Genomic DNA, 24,228 nt, shown 5'->3' with positions numbered 1-24,228 from the left:
TTATTTCTTTTTTCTTTTGGCTGAAGACGGTATATTTAAAATTTCTCTGTATTTTGCAATAGTTCTCCTTGCTATTACAATATTTTCCATTTTTAATAAATTCACTATATCATTATCTGAATAAATTTTACCATAGTTTTTTTCATTTTCAATGATAAGTTTTATTTTAGACATAATATTGTCCGGTGAAATCTCTCCGAATGAAAAATTAGAAAAAAAACTTTTAAGTTCAAAAACACCTAAATGGGAACTTATATATTTATTCGACGTTGCTCTTGAAACGGTAGATTCGTGTAAATTTAATTCATCGGCTATTGTTTTTAATATTATCGGTTTTAAATAACCGGTGCCTTTTTCAAAAAAATCATGCTGTTTATCAATAATTAACTGTGCAATTTTCAATATTGTTTCCTTTCTGTTTTTAATACTTTTAACGAGCCAAACAGCCGATTTTAATTTTTCTTCTACATAATCTTTTGTAACCGCATTTGATATAAGTTCGCCGTTTAATATTTTTTTGTAGTACGAATTTATTCTTATAGGCGGCAAATAATTATCCTCCATAAAAACAGTATATTTGCCGTTTATTTTTTCTACATATAAATCAGGAATAATATAATTATTATTCTGATTGTCAAAATTTATCGCCGGTTTAGGCGCAAGCGATTTAAGGCGGTTGACCGATTTAATAACATTTTCCAAAATATTTCCTGTTTCTTTAACAATTTTGCTATAATTTCCGTTAGCAATATCTTTTATATAATTTTTTATAATATTTTTCAATAAATCGTCCTCAGGAAAAAAATAATCCGCCTGAAATAAAAGACACGACAGGGGATCGTAAGTCGCAATCCCGACAGGTTCCAATTTATGTATTTTAAATAAAACATTATCTAAAAGAGGGGCTAAATTACCGGCATATTTCTCTAATTCATCCGAAGATATTCTTAAAAATCCGTCGGAATCTAAATTGCCTGCAATATATTCGGCGAGTTTAACTTCATCATTGTTAAAATCACCCGTTCTTACCTGCTTCATAATAAATTCATAAAGTGTTTCCGTCCCTGCAACAGTGTTTTCAATTATATAATTTTTATCCTGCTTCCAATCGGTATTTGTGTTAATGGATAAATCATACAGCTGTTCATCGTAATTGGCAATGTAATCATTTATTGCATACGTATCATCTTTGTCATTCAAATTTTGAATATTTTCCGGTATGTTTTCGGAATTTAGGCTGGTCAGATCGGAACTATCCGTATCTCTATCATTAATGAATTCTTTTTTATAGTCTGCAGTATTAGCATCAGAATTAGCGCTATTATTGCTTTCGTTATAATTTTTTTCACCGCCGTTCATTACAACATCAACATCAATAATAGGATTTTCTACAATTTGCTGATTTATTAATTCAGACAGTTCGATATTATTCATCGCCAGCATTTTTATAGCCAATTGCAGGCGGGGCGTCATTATAAGCTGCTGGCTTAATTTAAGATTTTGTTTTAATTCTATTTGCGACATATTCTAATTGCCAAGACTGAATTTTTCGCCAAGAAAAAATCTTCTCACGACATTACTGGTGATTATCTGCGAAGGTTTGCCTTTTTCTATTATTTGACCGTCATTTAAAATATATGCGCTGTCGCATATTCTTAATGCTTCTCTCACATTGTGGTCTGTGATTAATATCCCTATAGATTCTTTTTTTAATTCTAACAAAATATCCTGCATATCTTCAACGGCTATCGGGTCTATACCTGAAAACGGTTCATCCAGTAAAATAAATTTAGGCGAAAGAATTAACGACCTTGCAACTTCTACCCTCCTTCTTTCACCGCCTGACAAACTCATGACATTTGATTTTCTGACATGACTTAACCCAAATCTTTCAATTAATTCGTCTAAGCGTTTATTTCTTTCAGTTTTCGAAATTTTTAACAGTTCAAAAATAGCAAGCAAATTTTCTTCGGCAGTGAGTTTTCTGAATACCGAAGACTCCTGGGGCAGATAGCTGATACCGAGTCTTGCCCTTTTATACATAGGCTCTTTAGTGATATTAATGCCGTTAATAAATATATTTCCCTTATTAGGTTTTATAGTTCCGGAAATCATATTAAACGTAGTTGTTTTTCCGGCGCCGTTGGGACCCAGTAAACCGGTTATTTCACCTATATTTATTTCAAGCGTTATATCATTTACAACGGTTCTTTTTTTAAATGTTTTTATTAAGTTGGCTGCTTTTAACAATTTGTATTTATTTATTTAAATTATTAAATGTTAAATTAAATTTTTTTATTGATTTTTTTTAATAGACTTCGATTTATTTTTTTTTAATAGTTAAAGATTTTTTTGAATAAATAATTGCATTAACCCGCTGTCCTTGCCCTGACAATATTTTTGAAATTCCGGTAGTAAGATTCATTTCTATTATTTTTCCGGTAATCTTGTTTTTTCCTGACCAGGCGTACGGATGTCCGGTTATAATCACCGTTTTGGAAATATTATTAAATACCGCTTTACTGCCGGTAATATTATCGTTGCCTTTAATAATGTGGACATTGCCAATGGCTACCAGCTGCTTAATTTTATTTTTTTTATTATAGAAAACCTTAAGAATGTGCGAAAATATTTTAAGGTTTTTTTTAATGGCTATCACTTTGCCTGAAAAAATAGCAATTTTTTTTTTATTGTTTACCACAAGAGAATTTGATGTAATATGGATTTTAGTTTTTGACATTTTCATGTCATTTTTAACCGGAACGGCAATACCGGCAGCATATGCATAATTTGCGCACAAAAAAATATTTAAAGGCAGCAAATACAGCATAGCTGCAGCTGTACAAACTTTTAATATGCTTAGTATTCGTAACCATGACGGCTTACGATATACAAATTTTAGCGCGTATCGCCCGTTCCTGTTCTTATCGGTATTGCTATTAATATTAGTGTTATCATAATGATCAATATTGCTATTGTTATTATTATTGTTGTTATTATTATCAATAAATCGATACGCTAAGCCATTTCCGCTTTCAAAAATTTTCATATATTAATATATTCTCCATAATTTTTTTTAAACTTTAATAAATCTCACAAATATAAGTCTATTTTACCATTTCTGTATTAAAATTTACATCTTTACCTATAATAAAAATATTTTTTTTAAGATACATCGTTAATTCTTTACCGGTAATAAAATATTTTTTGCCTGACAATTTGATGCCGTTCGGCGCTACAATTTTTTGCTTCAAATTAAAATAATAAAGCAAATCAGTCGCAAGATACGAACCTTTTACGCTTTTAACTAAAACATTGCCAGAAAATACTACATTTTTAGTTTTAATATTAAGTCTGCCTAAATTACCGGTGATAGTATATTCCGGTTTATTTACCGAATTATATATGACGGCAGTTACATCTTTTAGTTTAATTATATTTTTTTTTGGGGTTAAATATTTCAAACTTTTTGCAAATATCTCATAAACTAATTTGCCGTGTTTAAAAAATTTATAATTTATTTTTTTTAATTTTATGTAATTTTTAGAAATTTTTATTTGTAAAAATGATTTGTCTTTTATATTTATATAATGGAGAATTAAAAAAAATGTAAGGACTACTATAAAGAAAATACCTATAAATAAAGAAATTTTTTTTATTACATTAATATTTTTAATCATTGTTGTTAATCAAATTGTCATTGCTAAGAGGAATATTGGTTAAGCCATTGCTGCTGATAGAAACATTCATTGAATCGTTAAAATCGTTACTGCTTCAATTGCTATTTAATATTAAAAACATCCGTCATCTTATTGCCATATTTTTCAGTGATATAAGCTAACTTATCGATATTTAACTTACTATTGCTTGAATTCTTTTAATAATTGATCTAGCAAACCTTTTTTTTCGAGAATAAAATCTATCATTTCCCTGACGGCACCCTGTCCTCCATGATTTTTTGCCGTTATGGAAGCAAAGTTTTTCACATAAGCAGGAGCTTCAGGAACGCTTGCGGAAAGAGCTGCGCATTTTAAAGGTTCTATATCTACTATATCATCGCCCATATAAAAAACATTCTGAAAATTTAAATTATAATCATTTAAAATGTTTTGCAGACTCTTGAGTTTATCGACACATCCTTCCACATAGAAATCAATGCCTAATTCTTCACTTCTTTTTTTTGCCGCACGGCTTTTTCTTGCCGAAATAAATCCTACTAAAATACCGAATTTTTTTGCCAACCTTATACCTGCTCCGTCATGAGCAAAAAAACATTTTGTTTCTTCTCCGGATTCCGACATATATATTTTGCCATCCGTTAATATGCCGTCAATATCAAAAATTAAAATTTTAATATCGGAATAATCAACATTATTTAAATTTTTCATTTGACCTGCATTATGTTACGCTGAATTATAATTAAATAATTAGCAATTTATTTTATAATTTTTCGGAGGTATCAGATTAATTTTTTTTGCAAATATTTTCTTTGTAAATTGAATGTTTCGTATGCAAAAAAATAAATCTGATATTTTTTTACAAACAAAAAAATATATGAATATTTTCTATTGCAATATTAAAGTATTAATTAATAGTAAATAGTAAGTTGTTTTTAATACGACGCTATACCTGCTTTAATAATATCATGTATGTGTATTACGCCCGCAGGTTTCATTTTTTTTTCGGTTTTTATTGCAAAAAGAGCCGTAATTTTTAAATCTTCCATTTTTTTTAAAGCGCTTGATAGCAGTGCATCTTCAAGTATAACTTTCGGCTCGGGCGTCATTATTTCCGCCGCTGATTTATTTAGCACATCTTCTTTGGCTATCATAGCTCTTCTCAAATCACCATCCACAATGATACCTTTTAAGTTGCCTAAAGAATCAACCACACCGGTCAAACCAAGCCTTTTCGACGTCATTTCCATAATTGTTTCATTAAGCCGGCTTGTTTCTTTTACTAACGGAATATCGTCTCCTTTGTGCATTATGTCTTTAACCTTTAAAAACTTTTTCCCGATTGACCCGCCCGGATGCAGTCTCGCAAAATCTTCTTCAAGAAAATTTCTTTTCTTTAGCAGACACATTGCAAGAGCGTCGCCTATTGCAAGCTGTGCCGCCGTACTTGCCGTAGGAGCGATATTGTACGGACATGCCTCTTTATCAACTGAAACATCGAAAAAATAATCTGAAAGTTCAAAAAGCGGAGAAGTTTTATTTCCGCAAAAAGATATTATGCCTGCCCCTACAAGCTTAATTACAGGCAATATAGAAATAAGTTCTTTTGTATATCCGCTATAAGATAATGCAATAACTGCATCATCGGAAGCTATCATACCAAGATCTCCGTGAGAGGCTTCGGCAGGATGCATAAAAAAAGACGGAGTACCGGTACTGGCAAGCGTAGAAGAAATTTTTCGGGCAATTATGCCTGACTTTCCCATGCCGGTAAGCACAACTTTTCCTTTAATATTGTAAAGATAATCAACAGCTTTTTGAAAATCGGCGTCAAGCCTGCCGATAAGATTAACAATAGAATCTGCCTCTATTTTAAGAACCTCTGAAGCAGTAGCTATAATTTCCGCATCCGTAAATCTGCTATCCTGTTTATCTAATTTATTATTTAATTTATTCAGATTTAATTTTTCCATAATATAAGATGTTTAATATATAAAAACAGACAGTTTTCCTAAATATTATCCTCAACTGCTGCAATTGCAAAAATAGACTTTAAAGCATCCTTTAAAGAGGACAAATATAAAGAATTGGCAGAATCGCTTTTTGCTTCCGGAGGGTTAGGATGAACTTCAAAAAACAAAACATCTGAACCTAAAGCAGCTGCTGCTTTTGCAAGCGGTATTACATATTTTCTGTCGCCGCCGGAACATGAACCGGATCCTCCGGGCAGCTGAACGCTGTGCGTAGCATCATAGACAACAGGCACTCCAAACTCTTTCATTATGATGATAGACCTGAAATCTACAACGAGATTATTATATCCGAAGCTGACACCCCGTTCTGTAATTAATATTTTATTATTTCCGGTACTTCTAATTTTATCAATAACATTTGCCATATCCCATGGCGCTAAAAATTGGCCTTTTTTTATATTAATTATTCTATCTGTTTTGGCGGATTCGACTATTAAATCCGTCTGACGGGATAAAAACGCCGGTATTTGAATAATATCAACCGTATTTTTTAATTTTTCTATTTCTGAAATTCTATGCACATCTGTAAGTATAGGAAGATTATATTTATTTTTAATTTCTGCAAGAATTTCAATCCCCTTATCGACGCCGGGACCTCTGAAAGAATCTATGGAAGTTCTGTTCGCTTTATCGTAAGACGCTTTAAATATCAAATTAAAACACATATCTTCTGAAAGATTTTTTAAAAAAGAAGCGCACAGGTCAACCAGCTCAAAACTTTCTATTACGCAAGGTCCTGCAATAATAAGCGGATAAGCGCTATTATAATTTTTAAGTCCGAGCTGTTCTATTAAATCATTTTTTGTGAATGCGTTTTCTTTTTCTGATAAATTCATAATAATTATTCAGCGATACAAAATAAAGCTGTTCGTTTACATTACATTACATTTTATTATATTTTATTATATTTTATTGCTTTGACTGAGTTATACTGTATATTTTATTTCTTTTTATATTTAACGGCTACAGCCACAAATTCTTTAAACAACGGATGCGGCGACAATGGCGATGATTTAAACTCAGGATGAAACTGGCAGCCTAAAAACCACTTGCGGTCTGCTAATTCACATATTTCAACTAATCTGCCGTCCGGAGAAAGTCCTGAAAATACAAATTTTCCGTCATTAAATACATCTTTGTATTTATTGTTAAATTCAAACCTGTGCCTATGTCTTTCAGAAATATAAACTGAACCGTCAAGGTTTGTCTTTACAAGATTCTTGTTGTTTTCGCTATTTGTTTTTTTGGAGTTTTTATAGTAAATATTATATGCAAGCGTATTTTTCTTAAGGACGCATGGATAGGCGCCAAGACGCATAGTACCGCCCATTTTGCCTATATTTTTCTGATTTTCCATTAAACTGATAACAGGATTAGGCGTATTTTCATTAAACTCTAAAGAATCCGCATCGTTAAGACCTAAAACATTTCTGGCATATTCAACAGTCATAAGCTGCATCCCGAGACAGATGCCAAAATACGGAATATCGTTCTCCCTTGCGTATGTTATAGCATTGACCATTCCGGCAATACCTCTTGAGCCGAACCCTCCCGGTACAAGAATGCCTCCGCAGCAGGATAATTTATTGAGAGATTCCTTGACTTTATCCGCATCGCCTTCAAAATCTTCTGAATTAAAATATATAATATCTACCGAGACATTGTTGGCAAGACCGCCATGTATCAAGCTTTCATTCAAACTTTTATATGATTCTTTAAGGTCGACATATTTACCGATGATACCTATCTGCACAGAGCCTTTAACATTTTTAAATCCGTTGGAAATTTTTGACCATGCGCTTAAATCCGGCGATTTTGCCCATATATTTAAATATTCGATAATTTTTGCGTCAAGTCTTTCTTTGTGTAAACTTAATGGAACATCGTAAATACTTTTTTCATCTTTTGCCGTAATAACCGCATCTTGTTCTACATTGCAAAATAAGGCAATTTTAGCTCTAATGTCATCAGGAAGCAGTCTGTCCGCCCTGCATATTATTATATTAGGCTCTATTCCTATCGCTCTGAGTTCTTTCACGGAATGCTGGGTAGGTTTAGTTTTTAACTCGTCGGCGGTACTGATATACGGAACAAGGGTAAGATGTATATAAAGAACATTTTCTCTGCCTTTATCTAATTTAAACTGCCTTATAGCTTCAAGAAAAGGAAGACTTTCGATATCGCCTACCGTTCCGCCTATTTCTATTATTGCAACATCTTTTTTTTCAGAAACTTTAATAATATTTTTTTTAATCTGGTCCGTAATATGCGGGATAACCTGTACTGTTTTTCCGAGATAAATACCTTTTCTCTCATTATTTATCACTGCGTCATATACCTGACCGCTGGTAAAATTATTAATTTTGGTTAAGGACAGCGACGTAAATCTTTCGTAATGACCTAAATCAAGGTCAGTTTCGGCTCCGTCATCCGTTACAAAAACTTCCCCGTGCTGGAACGGATTCATTGTGCCTGGGTCAACGTTTATGTACGGGTCAAGCTTCTGTATAGTAATACTGAGTCCCCTTGCTTCTAAAAGAGCGCCTATGGAAGACGAAGCTATTCCTTTTCCTAGACTCGAAACAACGCCTCCCGTCACAAATATATATTTTGTTTTGCTGTTCATAAGTGTTTTTCTAAACCTAATACGTCTCTCATATCATAAAATCCCATTTTTTTATCTTTTAGCCATAAAGCCGCTTTAATAGCGCCTTTTGCAAAATTATTTCTTGATATTGCTTTATGAGTTATCTCTATAACTTCATCGTTGCCTGCAAAGATTACTTTATGCTCGCCTATAATATCGCCTGCCCTTACCGAAGATATACCGATTTCATTTTCAAGTCTTTCGCCAATTTCTCCGCATCTTCCGTAAACTGCAGATTCTTTAAGGTCGAGCTTCCTTTCTTCTGCAACTGCATTAGCAAGCATTAACGCAGTTCCGCTGGGGGCGTCTTTTTTATGTCTGTGATGCATTTCTATTATTTCGCAATCATAATCTTTGCCGAGATATTTAGAGGTATCATAAACGATATTGAGCAAAACATTGATTCCTAAACTCATGTTTCCAGATAATACCACAGGCATATGCTTTGCAAAGCCGGTTATTTTAGCGATATCTTCATCGTTGAATCCTGTGGAGCCTATAACTATAGGAACGCTGTAAAGCATAGCCTCTTCTGCATGAATCAGCGAAGACTGTCTTGTGGTAAAATCAATGATAACCTTATTTTTTACGGAAGATGTAAAATGCAGCGCTTCTTTTAGTGTGACAAACTTTCCGAAAGGGATTTTTTTATCTTCTATGTCATTAAGGCTTACCGATTCTTTAGTTATATTTTCTGAGTTATTAATATCAACCCCGCCAATGAGTATAAGGTCTTGATACTGGGCATCTTTAAGCAGGGAAATTATAGACTGCCCCATCTTTCCGCTGCTGCCGCATACTATTACCGCTGTCTTATCCATTAGTTTCAACCTTTTTTAATATTATATTTATTTTTTAATTAATTTCATTAGGGACAGACACTATTTATCTAATTTATAGTTTATAGCGAAATATCTTTCATTATTTTTCTATTCTTAATATACCGTAATCCTTTAACGCCTTATTTATCTTCTCAATTGTTGAGCCTGAAGGCTCCGATAAAGGCAATCTTATTTCATTTTCGATAAATCCCATAATATTCAAAGCTTTTTTGACCGGAATAGGATTGGTTTCTATAAACATAGCATGTATTAAAGGCAATAACTTAAAATTTAATTTTCTTGCGCTTTTATAGTCGCCTTTAAAACAATAATCCGTCATAAGCGACATATCTTTTGGAGCAATATTTGAAACTGTAGATATTACGCCGTGACCGCCAATTGCAATTATAGGAAGCGTCATAGCATCATCTCCGGATAATAAATAAAAATCTTCGGGCGCGTCCCTTAAAATTGTTGCAGCCTGCTCTATCGATCCGCTTGCCTCTTTAATTCCTTTTATGCTATCGATTTTTGAAAGTCTTAAAACAGTTTCCGGCAGCATGTTGACGGATGTTCTCGTCGGAACGTTATATAGAATTATGGGCAATTTTGCATTTTCCGATATCTTTCTGAAATGGAGATAAAGACCTTCCTGCGTTGGTTTATTATAATACGGAGTGATTTGTAAATGTCCGTCTATACGTAATTTCTCCGCTTCTTTAACGAGTTCTATCGCTTCTTGGGTGTTATTGGAACCGGTTCCCGCAAGAACTTTAATACGTCCTGAAGCAAATTGCGCGGCAAGTTCGATAACTCTGATATGCTCTTCAAATGAAAGCGTTGCCGATTCTCCGGTGCTTCCGCATGCAACTATACCGTCCACGCCGTTTTCTATTTGAAATTCAATTAATTTTTGAAGGGAATCTTCGTCTATTTTGTCTGCTTTAAAAGGTGTTACGATGGCGGTATAAACTCCTTTAAACATATTTTCATCTCCCATTTTAATTAATTTATTCAACAAAACATATAAAACTTACAAAACGTACAAAAAAACAAAGCAAAGCGTATAAAACATAATATATATAATATAATTAACTATAGCAGAATTAAAACGCAATACACGGCAATACGCAATACTATATATAAAATTTATAATTTTAAATCGGGAATATTTTCTTTTTCTATTAGATCTTCATATTTTTCGCGCTCTCTTATGGTATAAAATTTATCACCGTCAACCAAAATTTCTGCAGCCCGCGGACGTGAATTATAATTAGACGACATAGAAAATCCGTATGCTCCTGCACTGAGGACGGCTAAGTAATCACCTTCGTCAATGGAATGAAAAGTTCTTTCTTTTCCCAGAAAATCTGCCGATTCGCATATAGGACCGACGATATCGGCTTTTATCTTAGAACCCGTCTTTTTAATTACCGGAACTATTTCATGATAAGCTTCGTATAGAGCCGGACGTATCAAGTCATTCATTCCGCCGTCTACTATTATAAAATTTTTATGTCCGGTGCTTTTATTGTATATAACTTTTGTTATAAATGCTCCGCTATTGCCTATAATAACCCTGCCAGGCTCAAAAACGACTTTACCGCTGTAGCCTTTAAGAATCTCTTTAATTGAATTCATATATGTGGATGGGTGAGGCGGCATTTCGTTTTCGTAAGTTATGCCGAGTCCGCCGCCGAGATCTAAATATCGTATATCGAAACCTCTTTTATTTAATTTTAACAGCAAATCTTTAATGATTTTTACCGCATCGTTAAATGGTGAAATCTCGGTCAATTGAGAACCTATATGACAATCAAGACCGATAACTTCAATATTATTTAATTTTCCGGCTTCATCATAACTATCCAGCGCATGTTTAATATTAATTCCAAATTTATTTTTTTTCATGCCGGTAGATATATAAGGATGCGTTTTGGGATCTACGTCAGGATTAACCCTAAAAGCAATTCTCGCCTTTTTACCCATATTTCCCGCTATTTTATTTATGAGATACAGCTCGGACAAAGATTCAACGTTAAACATTAAAATATTGGAATTTAATGCAAATTCTATTTCAGCCTCAGTTTTTCCTACACCGGAATAAACAACCTTCGACGTATCAACGCCGGCTTTTATAGATCTGTATAATTCTCCGCCGGATACTATATCTGCTCCCCAGCCTAATTTAAATAAAACATTTAAAATAGCTATATTAGAATTAGCTTTAACGCTAAAACATACAATTGAATCCATAACTTTAGAACTTTCGTTAAAAGCTTTAAAATGTCTTTTTACGGTAGCTAAAGAATATAAATAAAAAGGCGTTCCTACTTCCTCTGCTATTCTTTTTACGGAAACGGATTCGCAATAAAGCTCATTGTCCTTAAAAATAAAATCGTTCATCTTATTAAATAATTTCCTTTTTCTATATGTTAATCATTAATTAAATTTTTTGCGGTACTCCGACAAATTATAATTTTCTTTCTACAACATAATCTGCAAGACCCATTAAGCTTTCTTTGACTATTGAATTGTCGAATTTTCTCAAATTATATTTTGCTTTTTCTATAGATTCATTAGCTTTTTCTATAGTATATTCAATAGAATTGTATTTATTTATAAGTTCTAAAACATTATTTAAGTCGTTTTTTGTAATCTTTTTTTTGAATATTATCTCTTTAAAATCCTCTTTCTCTTGAACATCGCATCGTTCAAGCGTATGAATGACGGGCAGCGTAATTTTGCCTTCTTTCAGGTCGTTGCCTATATATTTTCCAAACGCTTCATTTTTTGAAGTATAGTCTAAGGTGTCGTCCATTAACTGAAACGCTATGCCTATATTTAAACCATAATCGTAAAGATTCTGTTCATATTCAGGTTCTGCGTCCCTGCCTGATATAATAGCTCCTGCCTGCGAAGCGCATGCGAAAAGAACTGCCGTTTTTTTTATAATTATATCTAAATATTCATCTTCGGTAGTATTAATATCCGCCGTTTTAACTAATTCTTTCACTTCTCCTTCAGCCATTAATGTAGTTGCATTCGCGTACGCAGATATTATTTTAAGATTATTTATTTTTGAAAGTATCTCAAAAGATTTGGCAAATAAATAATCGCCTACCAATACGGATGCTTCATTTCCAAAAACTATATTAGCCGAACTTTGCCCTCTCCTTAAAAGAGCGCTGTCAACAACATCATCGTGAAGAAGCGTCGCAGTGTGAATAAATTCTATGATAGTCGCAAGCAGTATATGTTCTTCTCCCGTATAGCCGCATAACTTTGCCGATAATATAACTAAAGCGGGTCTTATCCTTTTGCCGCCGCTTGATATAACATATTTTGCAACTTTATTTATTAACGGGGTCTCCGACATTAAATAAATATCAAATTGCTTTTCTACTTTAATCAGGTCGTTTTCAATAAAATTAATGTCAAACAAATCGGCCACCTTTATTTTTAATATTTAAGTTGTATATAACGTGAAATTTGACATTCAAATGCTTACTATTTTATTTTACTTAAGTCAAATATTCAATGATTTTTTTTAATTTTGAAACAGGATGAAAATTAACGTTTTTTATTATCTGCACTTCTTTCATATTTACATCAGGTAAAATAACATCGGTAAATCCTAAATTTTTAGCTTCTCTGACCCTCGAAGAAGGATTATTTACCCCTCTTATTTCTCCGGTAAGCCCTATTTCCCCAAAAGCAATAAAGTTGGAAGGGAGAGGCTTTTCATTATAGCTTGAAATAATAGCAAGAGCAAGCGGCAAATCTATTGACGGTTCCTGTATGCTCAAGCCGCCGGCTATTTTAATATATATTTCTTTAGAGGAAAGTTTAATACCCTCTTTCTTTTCTAAAACAGCGGCAATAATAGACACTCTTCCGCTGTCTATTCCAAGACAAACTCTTTTAGGCACAGGCATATAAGAATGAACTATAAGAGCCTGCACCTCTACAAGCAATGACCTGCTGCCCTCAAGGCATGCTGAAATTACTGAGCCCGTTGAGCCTTCCTGTCTTTGATTAATAAAATACCCCGAGGGGTTTTTAACGCCGGAAAGTCCGTTTTCCGTCATTTCGAAAATACCTATTTCATTAGTGGAACCAAATCTGTTTTTATAGCATCTCAAAACACGATATGAATCACTCTTGTTTGAATCGAAATACAAAACAGTATCCACTATATGTTCTAATGTTTTAGGTCCTGCGAATAATCCTTCTTTGGTGACATGTCCGACTAAAAAAACACCGCATCCTTTTTCAAGACAGGCTGTTATAATTTCATGCGAAATTTGCCTTAAAGAATTTGGGCTTCCGTACGCTTTGTCAGATTCAGGGGAAGTAACCCTCTGTATTGAATCAATAACGATAAAATCATAGTCATTGTTGTTAATAATATATAAAATCTCGCCGATTTCGTTAATAGCAAGCAAAAACATATTTGGAGAAACCGTTTTTAATCTTTTGGCGCGTGAAAGAAGCTGACTTATAGATTCTTCGGTTGAAATATACAGAATTTTTAAACCCGCTTGGGATAACCGGCTTGATATCTGAAGCATTAGCGTAGATTTGCCGATGCCGGGCTCACCGCCTATCAATATGCTTTGGGCATCTACTACGCCCGAGCCTACCGCAAGGTCAAATTCTTTAATCCCGGTGGCTATTCTTTCATGCGATTCCTGAAGCGGGGCAGATGCAGCAGATACAGCAATGACCGCAGGCGCTTTTTCATATCCGCATTTAGCTTTCTTTTCGGAAGAAGTCTGTTCGGAAACCTCTGCCATAGTGTTAAAATTATGGCATTCTGAACATTTACCAACCCATTTTATTGATTGAGCGCCGCAAACAGAGCATTGATACATTAATTATTTAAAATATTTTATTTATTTATTTTATTTATTTTATTTATTTTATTTTATTTTCAGCATTACTAACCAATTTTAAGAACGTATCGTTTTCTTCGTCAAATTCCGTCGTTAAAAACAATTTGACTTCTTTTTCCGAACCCCTTGTATCTATTGTAATGCCGTTGTTTTTAACAATCAGAACATTAGCGTTAAATTGCTTCCTTGAATTTATTATATAATCTTCGCTGACTGCAAAAATAGCTCTTATATTTTTATATTTGTTAAATATGACATTCATTACTTCATAATTTTCACTCAACAGCACTATGCCGTATTCTAATCTCCCAGCCGATATGGCTTCAGCCATTTTATCAGCCATTTTAAAAATATCTTTGTGCTGGTCCACCCGCGAAGGACCTAAATCATAAAGACTTGTCCATTGGGTATCAAGAAATATACCTATTTTTTCTTTAAAGAAAAAACTATCTTTGTCCGAAAATATGCCGACTTTAAGCGCTTTCTTTGTATCCCTGTCGTCAACATTGACAAAATCCTGCAAATGCATCTGGGAAGCCATTTTAATTTAAACCTCCTTATTTTTATTAATAACAAAACACCATAACTTAATCGGTGTTTACTCTTATTGTATGATAATATATTATCTTAACTTATCTTATGTGCCTTGCACCTTATATATCGCACATATATTGGTTGCTATCGCTTTGCCCATCTTGAAATTTATTAACAATAAAAACATATTGATTTATTACTACTTGACCTTACACTATTATTATATCTCAAAAAAGATGCTAAAGATATATTATAATATCACTTTGATCCTGCATTAGAAAAAATTAATCTCCAATTCTGACTCTTTGCAGTAATTTTTTCGAAAAAGGTGTCGGATTGATTTTTTTTGCAAATATTTTCTTTGTTTAAGGCAAAAGGTGTCTGACACCTTTTCCGAGTAACACCTTTTTCTTCTGCAAGAAAGTTATCTACTCCAAAAAAATAATAGAAACGGCATATTATAATATAATAATCTTACATTATTATATTATTGTCAGTTACCGAAAATTGCCGTAAAACCCTTGTTTCAGCAAAGGAGGTATGTAAATCTCTGCACTAAACTGCATCGAAGCATTTTATATCGAATGATAATCTGCAAAGGACGGCCACGATTGTCTTACTATGCTGTCAAGTTCTTCAGGACTTAATTGTTCATATTTTTTTATATAAAAATTATTCCTTTTTGTTTTGGCTTTTAACAATGGTTTATAAAAAATAGAAAAAAGTTCTTCTTTATAATCTGCAAGCAGATTACTCCCTGTTTTCAAACTTTCATAGATAAATTCTCCGGTCAATGTTCCTGAAATAACGGCGCTTAAATTACCCGCGCCGGTTATAGGATGTGTAAGTCCTGCGGCATCCCCGCAATATGCAATATTTCCGCATATCGTTTCATTGAGGGCTGAAATTGGTATTAATCCGGAAGTTTTTGATATTGCTTCACCGCTTATAATACCTTTCTGCTTCATTTCACTTAAAAAAAGAGCAAAGGATTGCCTTAAATTAATATCATTATGACCATTTTGCTCTATGCCTATTCCGACATTTGCAAAATCAAGTTTGGGGAAAACCCATCCGTAACCATAAGGAATGTAATTCCTGAAATAAATCATAGCGGAATTTAAACGCTTCAAGAGTTTGGTTTTAATCTGAATACCGTGTATATAAACTTCATTGCGAATATATTGAGCATTGCGCTGCTGGCCGCTAAAATCTATGAAATTTTTTGCTCCGGCTGCGATTACGAGATATTTATAATTTATTTCTATTATATTATTGCTTATTTTATCCCTTGCAATTAATTTATTTTCATTTTCTATCACCGTCTGCGCAAAAGTATTGGTTATTAATTCCGTTCCTTTTTCAGCCGCAAGCATAGCGATGTAATAATCAAAAATTTCTCTATTTAATATATAGCCCCTGCCGTCAAATTTATAATTCTCTTTTTCAGTATCTACTTCCATATATTCGACATTTTGGCAGACTGCTTCCGGCTTATCCGTTAAATCTATATATTGATTTATATTAATAGGAATAAACTCGGCGCATTGAACCGGCGTTCCGGGTTTTGCCTTTCTCTCTATAAGTATATTGCCGACGCCGCACTTAGATAATTCATAGGCGCAAGCACTTCCGGCGGGTCCTGCCCCTACAATCAGTACATCTGTTTTCATAAAGTTTATTTTTGCCGCTTTTTAATTAATCTGCTTAACTTAATTATTTAACCTTAATTATTCTATTAATTATTTTTATTTAATTCCACCATGTTATACATTTAAATGAAAATGTATCTTTAGTTACCTTAATTATTCTATTAATTATTTTATTTAAAATATTTTTATTAAATTATTTAAACTTAGTTAGCTATTTAGTCCAAAAATTCTATACAAAATGATTCTATTATTGTTAGTATCTGCTACAGCAAGATATTTTCCGTTTTTAGATATTGAAATATTCGACTCATGATTAAAATTTCTGCCGCCTATCCCCGGTGTTCCAAAATTATATGATTTGATAACATTAAATCCTTTAGAAAGTTTAAAAACGGTTATTATGCTTCTTCCGTAATTTGCGACGAATAAATAGCCGTTTTTATAAACTATGCCGACCGGATGAAAAAGTTTATGCCCGTTTTCGCCTTTTGTTCCGATAGTGCCAAGTAAATTAAATTCTTTATCAAAAACTAATATCTTTGAAAGTTTATAATCCGATATATATATATATTGTTTAGAAAATGCCATGCTGACCGGTTTTTTTAAAATATTATGCTTAGCTTTATTTTTCGGGTCTTTCTTTTCGTAAAACTGACCATCTTTAAAATAAATTAAAATATCGTTTCCGCCGGAATTTGCAACATAAATTTTGCCGTTGGCAAAACCGGCGTATGTAGGTTCAACAAGCCTCTTTTTAGCGTTTTTAGACTTGCCGAATTCTTTTATGAAGTTTCCTTCCGGCGTAAAAACCTGAATTCTGGAATTGCCGGAATCTACAACATAAATATCGGGTTTCCCATTAGCAGATGAATAAACCGTGCCGTAAAGAGGCACCATAAATTCGCCGGTTGCGCCTCCCTGCAGCCCCCATTGCCTTATATATTTTCCCTGAATATTGAACTTCAAAATTCTGGAATTGCCGGAATCTACAATATAAATAATCCTGCTGCCCTGAAAAAATACATCGGCAGGACCTTTTAAACCGTATTTATTTCCGATTATTCTAACTAATTTTATTGAAAACGGCGCTTTTTGAAAGTTTTTTATAAATTTCTTTTGAAAAACAAGAACTGATAGAATAATAATTACCGCCAGACTTAAAATAAAAACTATTTTGCTTATTTTCTCTTTAAAGGCCATAAACTTGCCTCCGCATTAAATTACATTCTGATTATAAGATATATTGCAATATATAAGATAAATATTTAATTTATATTCTTATCATTAATCAATTAATATGTAAAGCAAGAAAATTTGAAAAGGAAGAACTAATGTCAAAATAATTTTTGCTTTTTACGCAAAAGATATAATAATAGCCTCTTTTTAGCGCAGATTTATTTATTTTATAAAAAAATATATTCATGCTGCGGTTCCCTGTTTCATTTAATTTAAATTTTTTGGCAAACTTTAAATTTTGTATTGCGGCAAGTTTTACCTGAGAACATGATAAATTTTTTTTTGTTTTCTTTTTAAAACTTTTTTCATATATTAAAAATTCTTTGATGTTTCCGGTATTAAATTTATATTTATAAATAACGGTAAGGCTATCTGCTTTTTTTTTGATTGAAATTATATGCGGAGCATAAGGGGGCTGAACGGTAGGCGCCTGCGGATACCCAGTCTTTGCGCATCCGGATAAAATCAAAACAAACAAAATGATAAATATAATTAATAAACCGGACAGAATAAAATGATTTTTTTTAGGAAGATTAATTAATAGCATACGCAATATAACATATATAACATAACTTATTTAACCTATTTGCAGAAGTTGGCAGAAGTTGGCAGAAATTATTGAATAAGCCATAAAGTTAGTATTAATTATATAAAATTATTAGTGAATTATTAAATTGTTTTAGACTGCTTTATAACTTTATAAAAACATTTCATCATCTTTATCTCTTTCAATTTCATCGTCGTAATCAGGTATCATCTTTATTATTCGATCTAATGACGTGCTGCCGTAAGTTTTTTTACTGTTTACCGAATGTCCGGCATCAAATAAAACGTAAATATCATTTTCGAAAAGTTCTGAAAATCTTTTGTAATCATTAATCGTAATTTCCGATAATTTTACATTTTTATCTTTAGAATAACTCACGGCATTGCCTATTATTTCATGAGATTTTCTAAAAGGCAGACCTTTATTGACAAGATAGCTGGCCATATCGGTCGCATATATTTCATCATCGTTAAGCTGCTGCCGCATATTGCTTTTTTTAAATTCAAGCGTTCCAATGATTTCCTTAAATATTTTCAGAGATTTATAAATAGTTTCAGAACTTTCCATGACAGGCTTTTTATCCTCCTGCATGTCTCTATTGTAAGCAAGAGGCAAAGATTTCATCATTATAAAAAGAGAGACTAACCCTGATATTACGGAACCTGTTTTTCCCCTTATAAGTTCTAAAACATCGGGATTTTTCTTTTGCGGCATAATGCTTGAACCTGTCGTAAATTCATCTTTAATATCTACAAAATTAAATTCCTGAGAATTCCATAATATCAACTCTTCGCAAAATCTTGAAAGATGCAGCGATATCATTGATAAAACAAAATTAAATTCAATGGCAAAATCTCTATCTGAAACCGAATCTATGCTGTTTCTGGATACTTTTTTAAAACCGAGTATTTTTGCTTCTAATTCTCTATCTATATTGAAATCAGCGCCTGCAAGAGCTCCGCTGCCGAGAGTCATAGAGTCTGCCGAAATATATGCATTTTTTAGTTTAATAAAATCTCTGGTAAACATTTCATAATAAGCCAGCAGGTGATGGGCTAATGAAACAGGCTGGGCATGCTGCATATGCGTATAACCCGGCAAAAAAGTTTCAATGTTATCTTTTGCTTTTTTTATAAGTTCGCTTCTTAAACCGATTAGCGCATCTGCTGTCTTTTTTATTTCATTTTTAATATAGAGTCTGAAATCTAATGAAACCTGGTCGTTTCTGGACCTGCCGGTATGTAATTTTTCGCCTGCGCCGCCTGTAAGTTCAATGAGTCTTTTTTCAATATTAATATGAATATCTTCATATCTTTTGTCAAATTTAAATTTATTTAATTTCAGTTCTTCGCTTATAACGGAAAGTCCATCTTTAATTTTATTTTTTTCATCTTCCGTAACAAGCCCCGCCTTAAACAGCGCTTCAAGATGAGCAAAACTGCCTTCGATGTCAAATTCCGCAAATTTTTTATCTATGTCTAAAGAAGCGGTAAAATCGGCAGTTAAGTCGGAAATATCTTCTTTAAATCTTCCGCGGACAAAATTATCATTGCTCTCTTCGTTTGCTTTATTTGCTCTTTTTGCCGACATTTTATATAATTTTTATACCGTAATATTGTATTTTAGTTTAATTAAACAATTAAAAATAATTAATATTTATTTATTTTCTCAACTTAAATCTTAACGCTTTTAAATTAATAAAACCCGTTGCGTCTTTTTGAGAATAAGAACCCTTGTCGTCTTCAAACGTAACAATAGACTCCGAATATAGAGTTTTATCAGACTTTCTGTATAATATTTTTATATTGCCTTTGTATAATTCTACGCCGATGCTGCCGCTGACATTTTTCTGCGTTGAATCAATCATACTCTGCAATGCGCTAAACTCAGGACTGAACCAGCTGCCTTCATAAATTAATTTTGAATATTTTGGAAGAAGACTGTCTTTTAATTCTATTTCCTCCCCTGTTAACGTTATAGCCTCAAGCGCTCTATGGGTAAATTGCAGCAGGGTTCCGGCAGGGGTTTCGTATATTCCTCTTGATTTCATTCCTGTAATCCTTGTTTCTACAACATCCGCCCTTCCTATGCCGTTTCTTCCCGCAATTATATTCAGTTTTTCTATTATATTGAACGGAGTCTCTTTATTGCCGTTTAAATATACAGGGTTTCCGTTTTCATAAGAAATTTCAACTTTTTCGGATTTGTCCGGAGCATTTGCCGGCGAAACTGTAATTTCAAACATGCTTTCATCCGGCGCATTATTTAAATTCTCTAATATGCCGCCCTCATAGCTTATATGAAAAAGATTTCTGTCGCTTGAGTAAGGTTTCTCTTTTGTAACCGGAACGGCAATACCGTTTTTAGAGGCATAGTCTATAAGTTCCGTTCTTGACGCTATATCCCATATTCTCCATGGAGCGATAACTTTAATTTTAGAATTGACTGCGGCATAGGCAAGTTCGAAACGTACCTGATCGTTGCCTTTGCCGGTAGCCCCGTGGGCAACGTATTCGGCTCCGGTTTGAGCAGCCAATTCAATCTGTCTTTTTGCGATTAAAGGTCTTGCAATTGACGTACCGAGCAGATATATGCCTTCATATAAAGCATTGCCTCTTAAAGCCGGAAAAATATAATTTAAAGCAAATTCTTCCCTTAAGTCTTCTATGACTACTTCTGCCGCGCCTGTCTTAAATGCTTTTTCTCTAACGGCATTTAAATCTTCCTTCTGTCCTACATCGGAACAGTAGGCTATCACATCGGCATTATAAGTATTAATGAGCCATTTTAATATAACCGAAGTATCCAGACCGCCTGAATACGCAAGAACAATCTTTGTTTTTCCGGTGTTTTCCGCCATTTTTTATTCCCTAATTAATTAATTAAAGTTATAACTTGTCAAATAAATAAATAAATTATTATTTAAACGTTGATTGTTGATTAATTAATAAAATTAACTAAATTTATTAATTTAAAAGCGTTAAGATTTAAGCTTAGAAAATAAATAAAAAAATAAATATAAATAAATAAATAACTGTTTAAAGTTATATTAAAAAAATTATATAAATATTTTTTCCATTATAGCTTTTTGAACATGCAGCCTGTTTTCAGCCTCGTCAAAAATATTTTTTGAAAAATTTTCAAATACTTCTTCCGATATCTCCTCGCCTCTGTGAGCAGGCAGACAATGAAGGAGAATAACGTCGTTCTTTGCGCTGTCTATAACCGATTTATCGATAATATAAGGCTTGAGTTTCTGTATTTTTATATCGTCGTTATCCTGTCCCATACTTATAAAAACATCGGTAGTGACAACATCTGCATCTTCTGAAGCTATTAATTTGTTGTGGATTATTTCAAAAGAACCGCCGTATTTTTTAGAATTATCGGCAACTTTCTTATTAACTTTGAAACCCTCAGGAATAGCGAGAACAAGCTTAAAACCCATAATCGCCTGAAGATTAATCCATGAATTAGACATATTATTCGGATCGCCTAAATAAACTACTTTAATTTTTTTTATATCATTTTTAATCTCGTAAACCGTAAATAAATCCGCTAAAATTTGTGCAGGATGATACATATCCGTCAAACCGTTTATTACCGGTTTTTCAAAAAAATCGGCGAATTCTTCTATTCTATCCTGTCCAAAAGTTCTGATGATAACCCCGTCTAAATATTTGGCAAGCACCCTTGCTGTATCTTTTACCGGTTCCCCTCTTCCGAGCTGCATATCTCTGGAAGACATAAACAGCGGCGAACCGCCCAGTTCTATAATGCCTACCTCAAAAGACACTCTGGTTCTCGTAGAAGATTTTTCGAATATCATACCTATTTTTTTATCCGCGAGCGGTTTATTACTATTATTAAGTCTATTTTTTTTAAAATATGACGCTCGTTCAAAAATAGAATAAATTTCTTCTTCGGTTAAATCTAATACGGAAAGAAAATTTTTTATTTTATTCATTTTATTTTATATTCCTGTTCAATTTATTAGCTTTATTCTGTTTGCTTATTATATTAATTAAATATTTAAGAACTCAAAATTTCATCCATTGCGCTGCAGATTAAATCAATTTCTTTTACGCCTATAATTAAAGGAGGCGTTAATCTGATAGCTTTTTCCTGCACGGTGGTCGTAAGGAATCCCATATTTATCAATTTTATGGCTACATCCTTTGATTTTAAGTCATAAAACTCGATTGCACTTATAAGACCTATTGAACGTATCTCTTTAATTTTGCCTGAAAATTTTTCTTTCAGTTTAATCAGCTTTTCCTTCAAATATAAACCTTTTTCCGTAACATTTTTAAGAAAATCTTTTTCTAAAATTTCATCCATAAAAGCATTAGCCGCAGAACAGACTAACGGTCCTCCGCCAAAAGTAGAAGCATGGTTTCCGGGTTCAAATGCGTCAGCCGCTTTCTGCGTGGCAAGCACCGCACCGATAGGCAAGCCTCCAGCAAGCGGCTTTGCCAATGTCATAATATCCGGTTCTACATCAAAATTCATGTATGCAAAAAGCTTTCCGGTTCTTCCGAGTCCCGCCTGCACTTCGTCAAATATCAGCAGCATATTATTTTTTTCGGTAATTTCTCTGATTTTTTTAATGTAATCGCGCGATGCTATATTTACTCCGCCTTCTCCCTGCACCGGTTCAATCAATATTGCGCAGTAATCGTCATTGCCGTCTATAAGATTTTCTATCTGTTTTATATCATTATAATCAACGTAATCAAAGCCTGGCAAAAGCGGTTCAAAACCTTTGCGGTATTTTTCCTGTCCTGTTGCCGCAAGCGCTCCGAAAGTTCTGCCGTGAAAAGAATTATTCATGCTGATTATTTTATAACCTCTTTTTGAAATTTTACTGGAGTAGCTTCTTGCCAGTTTAATAGCGCCTTCAATACTTTCGGCTCCGCTATTGCAAAAAAATACTTTAGACGCAAACGAATTTTCTACTAATTTTTGCGCCAATAAAGCTTGCGGCTCGGTATAAAAATAATTTGAGACATGAATTAATTTTTTTAACTGGTCTATAACGGCATTATTAATCGCTTCATTATTATACCCGAGGTTATTTACGGCAATACCGGCTGCAAAATCAATATATCTTTTTCCTTTTTCGTCAAAAAGTTCCGTCCCGCTGCCTTTCGTCAATTCAAGGTCAAATCTTGAATAAGTATTCATTATATATTTAGCAGTAAGTTCTTTTGTATTCATCTTATTTTACAGCTCCTTAAATTAATTTTTAATTAGGACGTACGCCATTTTCTTTAAATATAATAAATCAGATAAACAAACACAACTCTATTTTTCTATCTTTCTCACATTTTAAAGCGTTATCTGCGTGCCTATGCCTTTTTTGGTAAATATCTCCAATAAAACGGCATGAGGAACAGAACCGTTAATTATATGAACTTTTTTAACTCCGTTTTTTACGGCGTTTATGCATGAATTTACCTTAGGTATCATGCCTCCGTATATTATCCCATTTTTTAGCATTTTTTCAATATCTTTTTCTTTTGCGGATTCTATAAGTTTTCCTTCGCCGTTTAAAAGCCCGTCCTGGTCGGAAAGCATGATGAGTTTTTCCGCTTTCAGTTCGGAAGCAATGGCGGAAGCCGCTACATCGGCATTAATATTTAACGTAATACCGGATTCATCCATACTGACGGGAGCTATGACCGGAATAAATGATTTATCCAATGTTTCTAATATTTCTTTGTTGATTTTTTTTACGATACCTACGCTTCCTAAATCTACATATTCATTTTTAATTCTTTCTGCAATAATCAAATTTCCGTCTTTTCCTGATATTCCACAGGCTTTTCCGCCAAATTTGCCTATTAGGGCAACAAGGTCTTTATTAATTTTGCCCGATAAAACCATTTCTACGACTTCCATAGTTCCGGCATCCGTTAAACGAAACCCGTTGTGATAATTGCTCTTTATGCCGAGACGGGTTAAAAGATTGTCAATATCTTTGCCCCCGCCATGCACCACAACAATATTAATTCCTATTAATTTCAGCAATATTATATCCATTACGAAATTTTCTTTGAGCTCATTGGAAGCAGCGATAGAACCGCCGAATTTTATTACAAATGTTTTTGAATAAAATTCCTGAATATACGGCAATGCCTCAAGAAGTGTTTTTGCTTTTTTTATATATTCTTCCATAAT

Annotated in this window: 22 protein-coding genes; all 22 read right to left on the bottom strand. The window is 33.2% G+C overall.

Annotation, left to right across the window (positions count from 1 at the left end):
* Positions 1 to 1,524, bottom strand: coding sequence for an RNA polymerase sigma-54 factor (rpoN, locus tag EVJ46_04790; protein ID RZD16348.1), 1,524 nt, complete (start codon positions 1,522 to 1,524; stop codon positions 1 to 3).
* A 3-nt stretch (positions 1,525 to 1,527) separates the two neighbouring features.
* Positions 1,528 to 2,250, bottom strand: a complete 723-nt coding sequence (lptB, locus tag EVJ46_04785) for an LPS export ABC transporter ATP-binding protein (GenBank protein ID RZD16347.1) — start codon at positions 2,248 to 2,250, stop codon at positions 1,528 to 1,530.
* A 73-nt stretch (positions 2,251 to 2,323) separates the two neighbouring features.
* Positions 2,324 to 3,049 carry a hypothetical protein gene (locus EVJ46_04780; GenBank protein ID RZD16346.1) on the bottom strand — a complete coding sequence of 242 codons (726 nt, stop codon included), beginning with the start codon at positions 3,047 to 3,049 and terminating at the stop codon, positions 2,324 to 2,326.
* Positions 3,050 to 3,107: 58 nt separating this feature from the next.
* Positions 3,108 to 3,680, bottom strand: a complete 573-nt coding sequence (lptC, locus tag EVJ46_04775; protein ID RZD16345.1) for an LPS export ABC transporter periplasmic protein LptC — start codon at positions 3,678 to 3,680, stop codon at positions 3,108 to 3,110.
* Positions 3,681 to 3,860: 180 nt separating this feature from the next.
* The gene (locus EVJ46_04770) at positions 3,861 to 4,388 is read right to left on the bottom strand and encodes an HAD-IIIA family hydrolase (protein ID RZD16344.1); all 528 of its coding nucleotides are present in this window, start codon (positions 4,386 to 4,388) and stop codon (positions 3,861 to 3,863) included.
* 224 nt (positions 4,389 to 4,612) lie between these two features.
* Positions 4,613 to 5,650, bottom strand: a complete 1,038-nt coding sequence (locus tag EVJ46_04765) for a KpsF/GutQ family sugar-phosphate isomerase (GenBank protein RZD16343.1) — start codon at positions 5,648 to 5,650, stop codon at positions 4,613 to 4,615.
* A 38-nt stretch (positions 5,651 to 5,688) separates the two neighbouring features.
* Complete coding sequence (locus EVJ46_04760; GenBank protein RZD16342.1) at positions 5,689 to 6,546, bottom strand: 3-deoxy-8-phosphooctulonate synthase; 858 nt, start codon at positions 6,544 to 6,546, stop codon at positions 5,689 to 5,691.
* A gap of 104 nt (positions 6,547 to 6,650) precedes the next feature.
* The gene (locus EVJ46_04755; protein RZD16341.1) at positions 6,651 to 8,336 is read right to left on the bottom strand and encodes a CTP synthase; all 1,686 of its coding nucleotides are present in this window, start codon (positions 8,334 to 8,336) and stop codon (positions 6,651 to 6,653) included.
* On the bottom strand, positions 8,333 to 9,178 hold the full coding sequence (locus EVJ46_04750; GenBank protein ID RZD16340.1) for a 4-hydroxy-tetrahydrodipicolinate reductase: 846 nt from the start codon (positions 9,176 to 9,178) through the stop codon (positions 8,333 to 8,335). Before EVJ46_04750 ends, EVJ46_04755 begins: the two co-directional genes overlap by 4 nt.
* Before the next feature lie 100 nt (positions 9,179 to 9,278).
* Positions 9,279 to 10,163, bottom strand: coding sequence for a 4-hydroxy-tetrahydrodipicolinate synthase (locus EVJ46_04745; protein ID RZD16339.1), 885 nt, complete (start codon positions 10,161 to 10,163; stop codon positions 9,279 to 9,281).
* A 164-nt stretch (positions 10,164 to 10,327) separates the two neighbouring features.
* Positions 10,328 to 11,584, bottom strand: a complete 1,257-nt coding sequence (gene lysA / locus EVJ46_04740; protein ID RZD16338.1) for a diaminopimelate decarboxylase — start codon at positions 11,582 to 11,584, stop codon at positions 10,328 to 10,330.
* Between the two features lie 67 nt (positions 11,585 to 11,651).
* Entirely contained in the window at positions 11,652 to 12,557 is a 906-nt protein-coding gene (locus EVJ46_04735; GenBank protein RZD16641.1) for a polyprenyl synthetase family protein, read from the bottom strand.
* 145 nt (positions 12,558 to 12,702) lie between these two features.
* A complete protein-coding gene (radA, locus tag EVJ46_04730) occupies positions 12,703 to 14,055 on the bottom strand; it encodes a DNA repair protein RadA (protein RZD16337.1) in 1,353 nt (450 codons plus the stop codon).
* A gap of 43 nt (positions 14,056 to 14,098) precedes the next feature.
* Positions 14,099 to 14,617: a hypothetical protein gene (locus tag EVJ46_04725; GenBank protein RZD16336.1), complete on the bottom strand. Its 519-nt coding sequence runs from the start codon at positions 14,615 to 14,617 to the stop codon at positions 14,099 to 14,101.
* Between the two features lie 568 nt (positions 14,618 to 15,185).
* Entirely contained in the window at positions 15,186 to 16,283 is a 1,098-nt protein-coding gene (locus EVJ46_04720; GenBank protein RZD16335.1) for an NAD(P)/FAD-dependent oxidoreductase, read from the bottom strand.
* A gap of 186 nt (positions 16,284 to 16,469) precedes the next feature.
* Positions 16,470 to 17,462, bottom strand: a complete 993-nt coding sequence (locus tag EVJ46_04715; protein ID RZD16334.1) for a hypothetical protein — start codon at positions 17,460 to 17,462, stop codon at positions 16,470 to 16,472.
* An 88-nt stretch (positions 17,463 to 17,550) separates the two neighbouring features.
* Complete coding sequence (locus EVJ46_04710; GenBank protein ID RZD16333.1) at positions 17,551 to 18,045, bottom strand: hypothetical protein; 495 nt, start codon at positions 18,043 to 18,045, stop codon at positions 17,551 to 17,553.
* Positions 18,046 to 18,195: 150 nt separating this feature from the next.
* Positions 18,196 to 19,635: an argininosuccinate lyase gene (gene argH, locus EVJ46_04705; GenBank protein RZD16332.1), complete on the bottom strand. Its 1,440-nt coding sequence runs from the start codon at positions 19,633 to 19,635 to the stop codon at positions 18,196 to 18,198.
* Between the two features lie 70 nt (positions 19,636 to 19,705).
* Entirely contained in the window at positions 19,706 to 20,905 is a 1,200-nt protein-coding gene (locus tag EVJ46_04700; GenBank protein RZD16331.1) for an argininosuccinate synthase, read from the bottom strand.
* Between the two features lie 198 nt (positions 20,906 to 21,103).
* Positions 21,104 to 22,012: an ornithine carbamoyltransferase gene (gene argF / locus EVJ46_04695; protein RZD16330.1), complete on the bottom strand. Its 909-nt coding sequence runs from the start codon at positions 22,010 to 22,012 to the stop codon at positions 21,104 to 21,106.
* Positions 22,013 to 22,077: 65 nt separating this feature from the next.
* Complete coding sequence (locus EVJ46_04690; protein ID RZD16329.1) at positions 22,078 to 23,265, bottom strand: aspartate aminotransferase family protein; 1,188 nt, start codon at positions 23,263 to 23,265, stop codon at positions 22,078 to 22,080.
* Between the two features lie 111 nt (positions 23,266 to 23,376).
* Positions 23,377 to 24,225, bottom strand: coding sequence for an acetylglutamate kinase (gene argB / locus EVJ46_04685; protein RZD16328.1), 849 nt, complete (start codon positions 24,223 to 24,225; stop codon positions 23,377 to 23,379).
* Between the last annotated feature and the right edge of the window lie 3 nt (positions 24,226 to 24,228).

Source organism: Candidatus Acididesulfobacter guangdongensis (genome assembly GCA_004195045.1).
Classification (GTDB): Bacteria; SZUA-79; SZUA-79; order Acidulodesulfobacterales; family Acidulodesulfobacteraceae; genus Acididesulfobacter; species Acididesulfobacter guangdongensis.
Note: the sequence above shows the minus strand (reverse complement) of the source record. Positions and strands in the feature narration are given on the sequence as shown.